General features: G+C 72.8%; 13 protein-coding genes and 2 pseudogenes. 10 read left to right on the forward strand and 5 right to left on the reverse strand.

Annotated features, from left to right (window positions below; all coding sequences use genetic code 11):
- Positions 1–20 precede the first annotated feature (20 nt).
- The gene (locus AMETH_RS16920; RefSeq protein ID WP_017982300.1) at positions 21–509 is read left to right on the forward strand and encodes an NUDIX domain-containing protein; all 489 of its coding nucleotides are present in this window, start codon (positions 21–23) and stop codon (positions 507–509) included.
- A 39-nt stretch (positions 510–548) separates the two neighbouring features.
- Positions 549–956, forward strand: a complete 408-nt coding sequence (locus AMETH_RS16925; protein WP_026153111.1) for a VOC family protein — start codon at positions 549–551, stop codon at positions 954–956.
- Positions 957–986: 30 nt separating this feature from the next.
- Here the strand turns inward: AMETH_RS16925 and AMETH_RS16930 are convergent, their stop codons facing one another.
- Positions 987–1,706 carry a haloacid dehalogenase type II gene (locus AMETH_RS16930; RefSeq protein WP_017982302.1) on the reverse strand — a complete coding sequence of 240 codons (720 nt, stop codon included), beginning with the start codon at positions 1,704–1,706 and terminating at the stop codon, positions 987–989.
- Complete coding sequence (locus tag AMETH_RS16935) at positions 1,703–2,287, reverse strand: helix-turn-helix domain-containing protein (protein WP_017982303.1); 585 nt, start codon at positions 2,285–2,287, stop codon at positions 1,703–1,705. Before AMETH_RS16935 ends, AMETH_RS16930 begins: the two co-directional genes overlap by 4 nt.
- A gap of 125 nt (positions 2,288–2,412) precedes the next feature.
- Here AMETH_RS16935 and glmS point away from each other — a divergent pair, with 125 nt between their 5' ends.
- The 7 genes and pseudogenes from glmS to AMETH_RS41545 all read left to right on the forward strand — a co-directional run.
- Positions 2,413–4,224 (forward strand): glutamine--fructose-6-phosphate transaminase (isomerizing), encoded by a 1,812-nt coding sequence (gene glmS / locus AMETH_RS16940; protein WP_017982304.1) that lies wholly within the window; start codon positions 2,413–2,415, stop codon positions 4,222–4,224.
- A 24-nt stretch (positions 4,225–4,248) separates the two neighbouring features.
- On the forward strand, positions 4,249–4,788 hold the full coding sequence (locus AMETH_RS16945; RefSeq protein ID WP_017982305.1) for a PadR family transcriptional regulator: 540 nt from the start codon (positions 4,249–4,251) through the stop codon (positions 4,786–4,788).
- A 2-nt stretch (positions 4,789–4,790) separates the two neighbouring features.
- A complete protein-coding gene (locus AMETH_RS16950) occupies positions 4,791–5,408 on the forward strand; it encodes a GyrI-like domain-containing protein (RefSeq protein WP_017982306.1) in 618 nt (205 codons plus the stop codon).
- A 123-nt stretch (positions 5,409–5,531) separates the two neighbouring features.
- Positions 5,532–6,419, forward strand: coding sequence for a universal stress protein (locus AMETH_RS16955; protein ID WP_017982307.1), 888 nt, complete (start codon positions 5,532–5,534; stop codon positions 6,417–6,419).
- Positions 6,420–6,608: 189 nt separating this feature from the next.
- Positions 6,609–7,316: pseudogene (locus tag AMETH_RS41535) on the forward strand (aldehyde dehydrogenase family protein); the annotation flags it as partial.
- Positions 7,317–7,398: 82 nt separating this feature from the next.
- Positions 7,399–7,602, forward strand: a complete 204-nt coding sequence (locus AMETH_RS41540; protein ID WP_267283482.1) for an aldehyde dehydrogenase family protein — start codon at positions 7,399–7,401, stop codon at positions 7,600–7,602.
- Positions 7,566–7,793, forward strand: a pseudogene (locus AMETH_RS41545) (aldehyde dehydrogenase family protein); the annotation flags it as partial. The gene AMETH_RS41540 and the pseudogene AMETH_RS41545, both read left to right, overlap by 37 nt.
- A gap of 263 nt (positions 7,794–8,056) precedes the next feature.
- Here AMETH_RS41545 and AMETH_RS16965 read toward each other — a convergent pair.
- Positions 8,057–9,712, reverse strand: coding sequence for a DUF885 domain-containing protein (locus tag AMETH_RS16965; protein WP_017982308.1), 1,656 nt, complete (start codon positions 9,710–9,712; stop codon positions 8,057–8,059).
- A 59-nt stretch (positions 9,713–9,771) separates the two neighbouring features.
- Between AMETH_RS16965 and AMETH_RS16970 the strand changes: the two genes are divergently transcribed.
- On the forward strand, positions 9,772–11,835 hold the full coding sequence (locus AMETH_RS16970) for an NAD(+) synthase (RefSeq protein ID WP_017982309.1): 2,064 nt from the start codon (positions 9,772–9,774) through the stop codon (positions 11,833–11,835).
- On the opposite strand, the gene AMETH_RS16975 is transcribed toward AMETH_RS16970, so the two are convergent.
- Positions 11,832–12,101 (reverse strand): dsRBD fold-containing protein, encoded by a 270-nt coding sequence (locus tag AMETH_RS16975; RefSeq protein ID WP_017982310.1) that lies wholly within the window; start codon positions 12,099–12,101, stop codon positions 11,832–11,834. The genes AMETH_RS16970 and AMETH_RS16975 overlap by 4 nt on opposite strands.
- Positions 12,102–12,169: 68 nt before the next feature.
- The gene (locus tag AMETH_RS16980) at positions 12,170–12,892 is read right to left on the reverse strand and encodes a CPBP family intramembrane glutamic endopeptidase (protein ID WP_017982311.1); all 723 of its coding nucleotides are present in this window, start codon (positions 12,890–12,892) and stop codon (positions 12,170–12,172) included.
- Between the last annotated feature and the right edge of the window lie 39 nt (positions 12,893–12,931).

Consider the following 12,931-nt stretch of genomic DNA (forward strand, 5'->3'; position numbering starts at 1 on the left):
AGCCCCGCTATCCTGACCCGATGCGGGTGCGGCGCGGGGTGCGGGCGGTCATGCTGGACGACGACCGGATCCTGTTGTGCCGCATGAGGATCGCCCCGCCGGGCACGGCCGTGTGGATCACCCCGGGCGGCGGCGTCGAGGACGGTGAGTCCCCGCTGGAGGCGCTGCGCAGGGAGCTGCTCGGAGACCGGTTTCGTGCTCGACGGAGGCTGCCGCCGCACGTGTGGCGTCGCGCAGCGCCCGCGCCGCCGGAGCTGACCAGCCACGACGCGGTCGCCGACGGCTTCTACCTGGTCCGCACGACGGCTTTCACACCGCGCGGGACGTTCTCCGACGAGGCGCCGGCCGCCGAGAACATCACCGGCTTCCGCTGGTGGGCGCTCGAGGAGATCGCCGGCTACCGCGGTCCGGACCTGTTCGCGCCCCGTGACCTCGCGACGCCGTTGCGGACGTTGATCGAGGCCGGTGCGCCCGCGAAGCCGGTGCCCGTCGGTGGAAGCGCAAGATAGGAGAAGCGCGCGGCGGTGAAACGGTCATAGGGTACGGGGATGACGAATCAGATGATCTTCGTGAACCTGCCCGTGGCCGACCTGGACAGGGCCAAGAAGTTCTGGTCCGACCTGGGGTACGAGTTCAACGCGCAGTTCACCGACGAGAACGCGGCCTGCCTGGTGTTCAGCGACACGATCTACGCGATGCTGCTCAGACACGACTTCTTCACGACCTTCACCGACAAGCAGATCGCCGACAGCGCCAAGTCCACCGAGGTGCTGCTGGCCCTGTCCGCCGAGAGCCGGGAGGCCGTGGACACCCTGGTGGACAAGGCGGTCGCCGCGGGCGGGCGGGAAACCCGCGACCCGATGGACCAGGGGTTCATGTACCAGCGCGTGTTCGAGGACCCCGACGGCCACAACTGGGAGATCATCTGGATGGACCCGTCCCAGGCCGGCGGCTGAGGCTGTATAACGACCTATACGGCGCGGCGCTCAGCAGCCAAGCAAGCCGGCCAGCTCCGGAAAGTCCGCCGCGACGAGATCAGCGGGGAAGTCCCCGGGCCGGTCGGCCTGGCGGTGCGGGCCCTTCTCGGCGGGCCGTTCCAGGAACGCGGTGCGCAGGCCGGCTGACCGTGCCCCCGCCAGGTCCCAGGCGTGCGCGGCGACCATCAGCACTTCGCCGGGCGCCACGTCCAGCAGGCCGGCCGCGGTGCGGTACACCGTCGCGGACGGCTTGTAGTCGCGGGCCAGCTCGGCCGACAGGATGCAGTCGAACGGCAGGGCGGCGTCCTTCACCAGGTGGGTGAGCAGGGCGAACCCGCCGTTCGACAGCGCCGCCACGACGTGCCGGGAGCGCAGCCGCGCCAGGCCCGCCGCGGCGTCCGGCCACGCGGGCAGCCGGTGCCAGGCGCGCACCAGGCGGCGCCGGTCGTCCTCGCCGAGGGACACGCCGTGCTCGTCGAGCAGCGCGTCCAGCGACTCGCGGTGCAGCGTGTCCAGGACGGCCCAGTCCCGTGAGCCGTCCTGCACCCGGCGCATCGAGGGCAGGTACCTGTCCCGCCACGCGGAGGTGAACTCTCCCGCGTCCACGTCGATCCCGGCCGCGGCGAAGACCGGCGCGACCTGGTCGCGCACGCCGCTGTACCAGTCCACCGTGGTGCCGAAGATGTCGCACGCGATCACCCGGATCGCACCGGCGTCGAAGTCGCTCATGACTCACCTTTCGGTCGTGCCCGGACGTGCAGCCGTTCCCCCTGCGGTCCGAACAGGCTGAGGATTTCGGCCGGCTCCGGGCCGGGGTTGCCGAACCAGTGCGGGGTGCGGGTGTCGAACTCCGCGGCCTCCCCGGGCGTCAGGATCACGTCGTGGTCGCCGAGGACGAGGCGCAGTCGCCCGGAGAGCACGTACATCCATTCGTAGCCCTCGTGCACCTTCTGCTCCGGCTCGCGCGAGGGCTTCCCGGGCGGGTAGATCATCTTGAACGCCTGCAGCCCGCCCGGCCGCCGGGTCAGCGGCACGATCGTCACGCCGAACCGCACGACCGGTTTGGCGTGCACCCGCGGATCGCCGGTCTCCGGCGATCCGCGGACCAGCTCGTCGAGGGTGACCTGGTGGACGCGGGCCAGCGGCAGCAGCAGTTCCAGCGTCGGCCGCCGCCCGCCGGACTCCAGCCGCGACAGCGTGCTGACCGAGATCCCGGTCGCCTCGGCCAGCTGCGCCAGCGTGACGCGCCGCTGCTTGCGCAGCGCCCGCAGCCGCGGCCCGACCGCGCCGAACAAGTCCCCGTCGCTCATGCCGCCATCCTGCCGCAGCGGACAACGGACCCGCGCACGACGCGCCCGCTGCGGGAACTCCGGTAACGACGGTCGCCGGACGGGCGACTTCGACAGCATCCCGGTCGCGGAAGGGAAGGCGCGCCATGTGCGGAATCGTGGGGTACCTGGGCCGTCGGCCCGCGTTGCCGATCCTGCTGGAAGGCCTGCGGCGGCTGGAGTACCGCGGCTACGACTCGGCAGGCGTCGCGCTCGCCAGGGACGGCAGGCTGCTGGTGCGCAAGGCCGCCGTGCGCGTCGCGGAGCTGACCCGGCTCACCGCGAACCTGGCGGGCAGCACCACCGGCATCGCGCACACCCGCTGGGCCACGCATGGCCCCGCGACCGCCGCCAACGCCCATCCGCACACCGACGCCGGACGGCGGATCGCGGTGGTGCACAACGGGATCATCGAGAACGCCACGGCGTTGCGCACCGCGCTGAGCGCGTCCGGGGTGCGGCTGGTGTCCGACACCGACAGCGAGGTACTCGCCCACCTGATCGCCGCCGCGGCCGAACGCGGCGGCACGCTCACCGAGGCGGTGCGCACGGCGCTGGCCGACGTCGAGGGCACCTACGGGCTCCTCGTGCTCGACGCCGAGCGCCCGGACGTGCTGGTCGCCGCCCGGCACGGCAGTTCGCTCGTGCTGGGGCTCGGCGACCACGAGATGTTCGTGGCCTCCGACCTGGCCGCGCTGGTCCGGCACACCCAGCAGGTCGTCTACCTCGAGGACGGCGAGCTGGCCACGATCCGCGCGGACGGGTTCGAGACCAGCGGCGGCGCCGACCGGCAGCCCACGGTCGTGGAGGAGGTGCCGGGGGACTACGAGCTGGGCGGGTTCCCGGACTACATGGCGAAGGAGATCGCCGAGCAGCCCGAGGCGGCACAGCGGGTGCTGCGCGGGCGGCTCGACGAGCGGCTGGGCACCGCTCGCCTGGACGGGCTCCGGTTCACCGCCCGTGAGCTGCGCGGCATCCGGCGGGTCAAGTTCCTCGGCTGCGGATCGGCCTACTACGCCGGGCAGGTCGGCGCCGGGTTGGTCGAGGAGCTGGCGCGGGTGCCCGCCGACGCGGAACCGGCCGCCGAGTTCCGCTACCGCAACCCGGTGGTGGACCCGGACTGCCTCTACGTCGCGGTGAGCCAGTCCGGCGAGACCGCCGACACCCTCGCCACGGTGGAGGAGCTGCAGCGCAAGGGCGGCCGGGTGGTCGGCGCGGTCAACGTCGTGGGCTCGGCGATCGCGCGCGAGTGCGACAGCGGGGTGTTCCTGCACGCCGGCCCGGAGATCTCGGTGGCGTCGACGAAGGCGTTCACGAACATGGCGGTGGCGTTCGCGCTGCTCGCCCTCACGCTCGGCCGGGTCCGCGACCTGTCGCTGGCCGAGGGCAGGCGGATCGCGGGCGCGCTGGGGGAGCTGCCGGAACGGATCGGGCAGGTGCTCGCGGAGTCCGACCGGATCGCGTCGCTGGCCGGCCGGTTCGCCGACGCCGAGCACGTGTTCTTCCTGGGCCGGGTGCGCGGCTGGCCGGTGGCGCGCGAGGGTGCCCAGAAGCTGAAGGAGATCTCGTACGTGCACGCGGAGGCCTACCAGGCCTCGGAGCTCAAGCACGGCCCGCTGGCGCTGGTGGACCCCGCGATGCCGAGCGTGGTGCTGATCCCGGACGACGAGCTGGCCGTGAAGAACCTCGGCACGATCGAGCAGGTGAAGGCGCGCGGCGGGCCGGTCGTCGCGGTCACCACCACCGGACTGGCGGTGCCGGAAGCCGACGAGGTGGTCCGGATTCCGTCCGTGGGCCCGGAGCTGGACCCGGTCCTGCTGACCATCCCGCTCCAGCTGCTGGCCTACCACACCGCGCGCAAGCTCGGCCGCGACATCGACAAGCCGCGCAACCTCGCCAAGAGCGTCACCGTGGAGTAGTTGTTCTAGTGCTAGAGTAACTATGTGGCCGCATTGACCCGCGCCGAGCTGACGCTGCTCGGCCTGCTCGTCGAGCGGCCCCGGCACGGCTACGAGCTGGACGAGGTCATCACCGCCCGTGGCATGCGGGAGTGGACCGAGATCGGGTTCAGCTCGATCTACTACCTGCTGGGGCGCCTGCGTGACCGCGGGCTGATCACCGAGGTCGCGAGCGCGGGCACCGGACGTGCCAAGGCGCGCAAGGTGTTCGGGCCGACGCCGGAGGGCAGGCGGGTGTGCGCGGAAGAAGCGGAGGCGGCCGTCGCCGAGCTGCGGCCGGTGTTCCCGCCGGTCCTGGTCGGCCTGGCCAGTCAGCCTCTCATCCCGCCGGAGCGCCTGCGTGAGGCGCTGGCCGCGCGCGCGGCCGCGCTGGACGACCGCCTCGGCGCCGTCCGCCGCGCCGCCGACGCCCAGTCCGACGCGCCCGCTTTCGTCCGCGCGATCTTCGACTTCTCGCTCCACCAGCTCGCCGCCGAGCAGCAGTGGCTGACCGAGTACCGCGCCACGCTGGAAGGGGACGCCTGACGATGCCCGGCTACGACCCGAAACGGGAGCTCAAGGCGCTGTACGCGCCGAAGAACACCCACTGGGCGTTCGTCGACGTGCCCGAGCAGCGGTTCATCGCCATCGACGGCAGCGGAAACCCGAACACCTCGCAGGAGTACGCGCGTGCGGTCCAGGCGCTCTACGCGGTGGCCTACACGATCAAGTTCGCCGTCCGCCGCGCCGGTGGGGACGACTTCGTGGTGGGGCCGCTGGAAGGGCTGTGGTGGGCAGAGGACTACGGCGTCTTCATCCGGCGCGAGAAGGACGCCTGGCACTGGACGATGCTGATCAGCCAGCCGCCGTGGGTGGACGAGGAGCTGGTCGGCCAGGCGCGGCAGGCCGCGCACGCCAAGAAGCAGCTGCCCGCGATCGGCGGAGTTCGCTTCCACACACTGCACGAGGGGTGGTGCGCCCAGCTGCTGCACGTCGGGCCCTACGACGACGAGGGCCCGGCGCTGGCACGGCTCGGCGAGCTCCTCGCCGCGCACGGGCTGCGGCACTCCGGCCTGCACCACGAGATCTACCTCGGCGACCCGCGCCGGGCCGCGCCGGAGAAGCTGCGGACGGTCCTGCGCCAGCCCGTGGCGCCCACCGTCTGAGCCGGGGACTTTCGCCGGGCCTTCGGCCTCGCCGACCGGGGACCAACTGCTCTTCGCCCGGTGACCGCGGCCCGGGAGGCTTGGGGGTGCGGCGATCGGCCCGCCCGGGACGAGGAGAAGACGATGGATTTCGCAGGCGCCGGCAACAGCGTGGTGGTGGGCGTGGACGGCTCGCCCGGTTCGCAGCGGGCCGTCGGGTGGGGTGCGTGCGAGGCGTCCCGGATGGCTCTGCCCCTGATCCTGGTGCACGGCTTCGGCATCCCGGACGCCTTCGCCGGCGAGGCCGTCCCGCCGGGGGACTGGCTGTCCGCGCACGAGCTGCACGCCGAGCGGCTGCTGGCCGGCGCGGGGCGCCAGGCCTGGCGAATCGACCCGGACCTGCCGGTGACGGTCGAGGTGAGCCAGGACGGCCCGATCCCGTTGCTGGTCAAGAAATCCGACACCGCGCGGATGCTGGTGCTCGGATCGGCCGGGCGGAGCGCGCTGCGCGATCTGCTGATCGGGTCGACCGCGCTGGCGCTCGCCGTGCACGGGCACTCGCCGATCACGGTGGTCCGCGGCGGGGAACCCGCGGACGACGCGCCGGTGGTCGTCGGCGTCGACGGGTACGCGCCGGCCGAGCCCTGGATCGGGCTGGCCTTCGAGGAGGCCGCCGCGCGGGACGTGGAACTGGTGGCCCTGCACGTGTGGAACGACTTCGACCTGGCCGAGGCGTTCGGGTTCGTGCGCGATCCCTTCGGCACGGCGCCGCGCACGGACGCCGAGCGCGAGGTGCTGGACCGGTCGCTCGCGCCGTGGCGGGTCAAGTACCCGGAGGTGACCGTGCGGGCCGTGGCCGAGCGCGACCAGCCCCGCACGCGGCTGCTCGACTGGAGCGCGCGGGCGCAGCTGCTCGTGGCGGGCAGCCGGGGCCGCGGGGGATTCCGCGGCATGCTGCTCGGTTCCACCGCGCAGGCGCTGATCCACCACTCCGAATGTCCCGTGCTCATCGCCCGTTCGCCACTGGATTAGGGACCTTCGCCCCTTTCACCCGGCGTCGCGCACCGCGTTCGCTGGGTGGGACCGTCGCGCACGGTGAGGAGTTTCGGAAATGAGATACGTCCCTCCCGGGTTGCCTGGCAGTTCCGTTCCGGTGTTACCGCGCTATGACAATTTTATCGGGGGAAATGGCTGGCGCCGACCGAGGGCCGGTACCGGCCGGTGATCAGCCCGGCGACCGGGCGCACGATCTGCGAGACCGCCGACTCCAGCGCCGCCGACCTGGAGCTGGCGCTCGACGCCGCGCACGTCGCGCGGGACGCGTGGGTGGAGTGCACGCACGCGCGGCGGGCCGAGATCCTCACCGCCGCGGCGGACGCGATCGAGGACAACGCCGAGATGCTGGCGGTATGTGAAAGCTGGGAGACCGGGCGCCCGATTCGTGAGGCCCTTGGCGTCGACATTCCGCTCGCCGCCGACCATTTCCGCTATTTCGCCGAGGTCGTGCGTGGTGACGAGGGGATGGTCTCCGGAATCGGCGACGACGTGCTGGCGTATCAGTTCCGGGAACCGCTCGGCGTGGTCGCCCAGTTCCTTCCCGTGCATTTCCCGGTGCTCGTCGCGGCGTGGAACCTGGCGCCCGCACTGGCCGCGGGCAACTGCTCGGTGCTCAAGCCGGTGTCGGACGCGTCGTGGTCGGTGCTGAAGCTGGCCGAGGTGATCGGCGAGGTGATTCCGCCGGGCGTGTTCAACATCGTCACCGGCCGGGGCGACGGCGTCGGCCGCGACCTGGCGAGCAGCCGCCGGATCGCGAAGGTCGTCTTCAGCGGCGAGACCGCCACCGGGCGGCGGATCCTGTCCTGCGCGGCGCCGAACCTGGTGCCGGTGTGGCTGGACGTGGGAGCCCGCTCGCCCAACGTGTTCTTCGCCGACGTGCCGGCCGACGAGGACGGTTTCCTCGACCGCGCGGTGGACGCGATGGTGCGCTCCGCCTCCGACGAGGGACTTACTGGTGTGCACGTGCCCGTCCCGGGCGCTGGTCCAGGAACCGGTCTACGACGAGTTCGTCGGGCGGGCCCTGGAGCGGATCGCCGAGCTGGTGGTCGACGATCCGCTGGACACCGCCACCCGCGTCGGCCCGCGGGGCGGCCCGACCAGCTGGCCCGCCTGGAGTCCTGTGTGGACACCGGGCGGAGCGAGGGCGCGACAGTCCTGATCGGCGGGCACCGGGTGACCGTGGGCGACGAGTTCACCGACGGCTACTTCTACGCGCCGACCGTGCTGCGGGGCCACAACCGGATGCGCGTGTTCCGGGAGGACCTGTTCGGGCCGGTGCTGACGGTCACCTCGTTCACCGACGAGGAACAGGCGATCGCGATCGCCAACGACTCGCGCAACGGCCCCGGCGCCGGGGTGTGGACCCGCGACGGCGATCGCGCCTACCGCGTCGGGCGCGCGGTGCAGGCCAGCCGGGGTCTGGACCAACTGCCACCACCGGCTGGTGCTGGACCAGTACAGCCAGATGAAGAGCCTCGTGGTCGGCCACGGCCGCCGGTACTCCGGGCCGCTCGCCGGCTGAGCCGCTCGGGAAAGGACCCGCTCGAGCCCGGGCGCGTCAACACCTTCGAGCGCTGGGAGTCGGGCGAGCACCTCGGCGTGAGCGGCGCCCGTCAGAGCGCGGCCAGCTCCGGTTCCAGGTCGTCCAGGCCGAGCGTGCCCACCGACAGCGCGGCCATGTGCCAGGCCTTCAGCTCGAACCGCGGGTTGCGGGCCCTGGCCGCCGCGCGCCCGGCCAGCCAGGCGCGCTCGCCGAGCTTGTAGCTGATCGCCTGGCCCGGCACGCCCAGGTACCGCACGATCTCGCTGTCCAGGAACGCGGATTCGCGTGTGGTGTGGGCGCCGAAGAACGCGCGGCCCGTCTCGGCGGTCCAGCGCAGGCCGGGGCCGAGCCCGGCCTCCTCCGGCACCGGCAGCCCCAGGTGCATGCCGATGTCGACGATCACGCGGATGATCCGCATCATCTGCGAGTCGAGGTAGCCGAGGCGGGCGGCCGGGTCGTCGAGGTAGCCCAGCTCGTCCATCAGGCGTTCGGCGTAGAGCGCCCAGCCCTCGGTGGTGGCGCTGACCGAACCGGCGCTGGTCTGGAACAGCGACAACCGCCCGGACAACGTGGTCCAGTGGCCGAACTGCAGGTGGTGGCCCGGCACGGACTCGTGGTACCACGTGCTGATCAGCGTCCACAGTGGAAAGCGCGTCTGCCCGAGCGTGGGCAGCCAGGTGCGGCCGGGCCGGGAGAAGTCCCGCGCGGGCCGCGTGTAGTACGGCGCGGCCGCGCTGCCGGGCGGGGCCAGCCGGGTTTCCAGCACCCGCACCGGCGGCGCCAGGTCGAAGTGCCTGCCGTCCAGGTCGTCCATCGCGCGGGCGGTGAGGTCGGCCAGCCAGCGGCGGACTTCTTCGGCGCCCTCGACGACCGGGCCCTCCCGGTCCAGGTACGCCATCGCCTCGAGCACCGGCGCGCCGGGCAGGACGCGGCCGGCTTCGGCGCGCATCTGCGCGGCCAGGGCGTGGTACTCCGCCCAGGCCCACTCGGTGGTCGCGGCGAGGTCGAGGTGCGCGCCGGTCCACTGGCGGGCGTGCAGCAGGTAGCGCTCCTCGCCGACGCTGTCGGGCGTCCCCTCTGCGCGCGGCAGGTACTCCACGGCCAGGAAGCCGCGCAACCCGGTCAGCGCGTCCTGCGCGGCGGCGCAGGCCCGGTCCAGGTCGGCGCGCAACGCGGGCGGCACGTCGGCTCCGGCGGTGAACCCGGCGAACCAGCCGTCCCACGCGTCCAGCTGGGCGATCGCCGCGTCGACCTGCCGCGGCGCGGCGAACAGGCCGCGCCGCACGCCTTCGCGCAGCGACTCGGTGTACCCGGCCAGGGCGTCCGGCACGCGCGCGACGCGGCGGGCGATCACCGCCCAGTCCTCCGCGGAGTCGGTGGGCATCATCAGGAACGTGTTCCGCAGGCCCTGCAGCGGGCCGAGGATGTTGCGGATCATACGCAGGTGCTCGCCCGCCGCGCTGACCGCCAGCCCGGTCGCCAGCCGCTCCCGCAGCAGCCGCGCGCAGCGGCGCTCGTCGTCGCCGTCGGGTTCCAGGCCGCGCAGCCGGGCCAGGGTCGCGGTCGCCAGCTCGTCCCGTTCCCGCTGCCCGGCGGGGGAGAGGTCGGTGAGCCGGTCCTCCCTGGGCGCGACGCCGAGCATGGTGCCCAGCTGGGGGTCGGCGGCGCAGGCCTGCGCGACGTGGGAGTCCGCGAGATCACGCACGGCGGTGGTGGGGTCGGGCACGTTCGGAGTCTAGATCTAGGCTCGAGGGTGCACGGCACGCACGCGGAAACGGGGACAGTGTGACATCAGCGCAGGCCCACGACTTCACCTCGCTCTACCGGCACGGGTTCGTGCGGGTGGCCTCCGCGGTCCCGGTGGTCCGGGTCGCGGATCCGGAGTTCAACTGCGACGCTACGCTGGCGCTGGCCCGCCGCGCGGCCGCGGACGGGGTCGCGATCACGGTGTTCCCCGAGCTGGGCTTCTCCGCCTACACCGCCGACGACCTGTTCCACCAGAACGCGCTGCAGGGCGCGGTGGACGACGCCGTGGCGCGGTTCGTGCACGAGTCGGCGGACCTGCCGGGCGTGTTCGCGATCGGCGCGCCGCAGCGGTTCGAGGGGCGGCTGTTCAACTGCGGCATCGTGGTGCACCGCGGCCAGGTCCTGGGCGTGGTGCCCAAGAGCTACCTGCCGGGCTACCGCGAGTTCTATGAGAAGCGCCAGTTCGTGGCGGCCAGGGACGCGGTGTCCGAGCGGGTGCTCGTGGCGGGCCAGGACGCGCCGTTCGGCAGCGACCTGCTGTTCGCCGCGCCGAACGTGCCGGGACTGGTGTTCCACGTCGAGATCTGCGAGGACGGCTGGGTGCCGGTGACGCCGAGCGGGTTCGGCGCGCTGGCCGGCGCCACGGTGCTGCTGAACCTCTCGGCCAGCAACATCGTGATCGGCAAGGCCGGCTACCGGCGCAACCTGTGCACCAACCACTCGGCCCGCTACATCGCCGCGTACCTGTACTCGGCGGCCGGGCCGGGGGAGTCCACGACGGACCTGGCGTGGGACGGGCAGGCGGTGATCGCGGAGAACGGGTCGCTGCTGGCCGAGGGTGAGCGGTTCGAGTCGAACCAGCTGGTGACCGCCGACGTGGATCTGGAGCGGCTGGCCGCCGACCGGCTGCGCATGACCAGCTTCAACGACAACGCGCACGACCACCGGGAGCGGCTCAAGCGGTTCCGCCGCGTGGACTTCGAGCTGGAGCTGCCGCCGGGGCCGGTGCGGCTGCGCCGGGAGATCCAGCGGTTCCCGTACGTCCCGGCGAACACCGCGGACCGCAACGAGCGCTGCCGCGAGGTGCACCACATCCAGGTGCAGGGCCTGACGCAGCGGCTCGCGGCGACCGGGATCGAGAAGGTCGTGATCGGCGTGTCCGGCGGGCTCGACTCGACGCAGGCGCTGATCATCGCCGCGCAGAGCATGGACAAGCTCGGGCTGCCGCGGGAGAACGTGCTGGCCTACACGATGCCCGGGTTCGCCACCACCAACCACACGCTGACCAACGCGCACAAGCTGATGAAGGCGCTGGGCACGTCGGCGCACGAGATCGACATCCGGCCCTCGGCGCGGCAGATGCTGGCCGACCTGGGGCACCCGGCCGCCGACGGCTCGCCGGTGTACGACGTGACGTTCGAGAACGTGCAGGCGGGGGAGCGGACCTCGCACCTGTTCCGGCTGGCCAACCACCACGGCGCGCTCGTGGTCGGCACCGGTGACCTGAGCGAGCAGGCGCTGGGGTGGGCGACCTACGGAGTGGGCGACCAGATGTCGCACTACAACGTCAACGCCTCGGTGCCCAAGACGCTGATCCGGTACCTGATCGCGTGGGAGGTGGCGACCGAGCAGCTGGGCGAAGGCGCCGACGAGGTGCTGCGGTCGATCCTGGCCACCGAGATCTCGCCGGAGCTGGTGCCCGGCGACGGACCGGACTCGGGGCCGTCGCAGAGTTCCGAGGCCAAGGTCGGACCGTACGAGCTGCAGGACTTCCACCTGTACTACCTGCTGCGGTTCGGCTACCGGCCCAGCCGCATCGCCTACCTGGCGCAGCACGCGTGGGGGGATGTCAACGCCGGGCGGTGGCCGGACCTGGTGCCAGAGTCCGAGCGCAACAGCTACGACCTGCCGACGATCAAGAAGTGGCTGCGCGAGTTCCTGTGGCGGTTCATCCAGACCAGCCAGTTCAAGCGCTCCGCGATGCCCAACGCGCCGAAGGTCGGCTCCGGCGGTTCGCTGTCCCCGCGCGGCGACTGGCGTGCCCCGAGCGACGCGAGTGCGCGCGCCTGGCTCGATGAGCTGGAGGCCAACGTCCCCGGCTAGTTGACGCGCCGCCCGGGGAAGGTGAACTGGGTGTCGATGTCGGAGGCGACCGCCTCGAGCAGTTCCTCGGTGAGGTCGCTCAGGGCCCGCGCGAGGGCCAGCTCGGCCGCGATGCCGGGCAGGTGCAGACCGCGGGGGCCGTTCTCGACGAGGCCGATGCCGGTGAAGCGGGTGCCGTCGGTGCCGCCGAGCCGGACTTCCGCGCGCGTCACACCCCCGATCTCGTCCAGTCCGATGTCCATCTTCCACTGGCCGGGTTGCCGCATGAACGCTCCTAGTTCGACTGGCCCCACTGTCCTCGTCGTCGTGGTCGCCGCCCAAGGGCCGGAAGTCCCTAACCAGCGCGCCCTGCGACCCACGCGAGCACGAGCCCGCCCGAGTTGAGCGCCAGATGAACCAGGCCGGGGGCCAGCAACCCGCGCCCGGTGTAGCGGAGCGCGCAGAGCGCGACACCGGCCACCGCGGCGCCGAGCATCGCCAGCACCGACAGGACCGGCAGGGGCAGGGCGCCGATGGCCGCGTCGACGCCGGCGTTGCGGCGCAGCGCCGGTGACGGCAGCAGGTGCCACAGCCCGAACAACGCGGACGCGCCGAGGACGGGCCGCCAGCGCCAGCGTTCGCCGCCGCCCAGCAACGCGGGCAGCACACCGCGGAAGGCGACCTCTTCGACGAGGACGGTGCCCAGCGGGATGCGCACCAGCGCGAGCCACACCAGCTCGCCGGGCGGGTGCTGCCCGACCCGGCCGTCCTGGAACAGCGGCCGCAGCGCGGGCACGGCGAGGGCGACGCCGAACCCGGCCGCGACGACCAGGCAGGCGATGCCCCCGGTGGCCGCCGACCGGCGCCAATGCCGCCGGGACAGGCCGAGCTCGGCGAACCCGCGCCCGCTCAGCCGCGCGAGTCCGATGAGGACGCCCGCGGTCACCGCCCCGCACAGCGGGTAGGCCCAGCCGGGCAGCACGCGGTTCGCCAGTGTGGTGGCCGCGGCCAGCATCGCGACGGCGCCGAGGACGGCCGCGCGGCGGGACAGCAGGGGAGGGGTGCCGGTGTCGCGCATCCACCCCAGTCTGCCCGTGCGCCGCCGGTTGCGGGTCCG

This window comes from Amycolatopsis methanolica 239, from assembly GCF_000739085.1.
Taxonomy (GTDB): Bacteria; Actinomycetota; Actinomycetes; order Mycobacteriales; family Pseudonocardiaceae; genus Amycolatopsis_E; species Amycolatopsis_E methanolica.

Bases quoted from the DNA above. Each gene is read 5' to 3' on its own strand.
- AMETH_RS16920 (WP_017982300.1), top strand. From the start codon at position 21: ATGCGGGTGCGGCGCGGGGTGCGGGCGGTCATGCTGGACGACGACCGG.
- AMETH_RS16925 (WP_026153111.1), top strand. From the start codon at position 549: ATGACGAATCAGATGATCTTCGTGAACCTGCCCGTGGCCGACCTGGAC.
- AMETH_RS16930 (WP_017982302.1), bottom strand. From the start codon at position 1,706: ATGAGCGACTTCGACGCCGGTGCGATCCGGGTGATCGCGTGCGACATC.
- AMETH_RS16935 (WP_017982303.1), bottom strand. From the start codon at position 2,287: ATGAGCGACGGGGACTTGTTCGGCGCGGTCGGGCCGCGGCTGCGGGCG.
- glmS (WP_017982304.1), top strand. From the start codon at position 2,413: ATGTGCGGAATCGTGGGGTACCTGGGCCGTCGGCCCGCGTTGCCGATC.
- AMETH_RS16950 (WP_017982306.1), top strand. From the start codon at position 4,791: ATGCCCGGCTACGACCCGAAACGGGAGCTCAAGGCGCTGTACGCGCCG.
- AMETH_RS16955 (WP_017982307.1), top strand. From the start codon at position 5,532: ATGGATTTCGCAGGCGCCGGCAACAGCGTGGTGGTGGGCGTGGACGGC.
- AMETH_RS16975 (WP_017982310.1), bottom strand. From the start codon at position 12,101: ATGCGGCAACCCGGCCAGTGGAAGATGGACATCGGACTGGACGAGATC.
- AMETH_RS16980 (WP_017982311.1), bottom strand. From the start codon at position 12,892: ATGCGCGACACCGGCACCCCTCCCCTGCTGTCCCGCCGCGCGGCCGTC.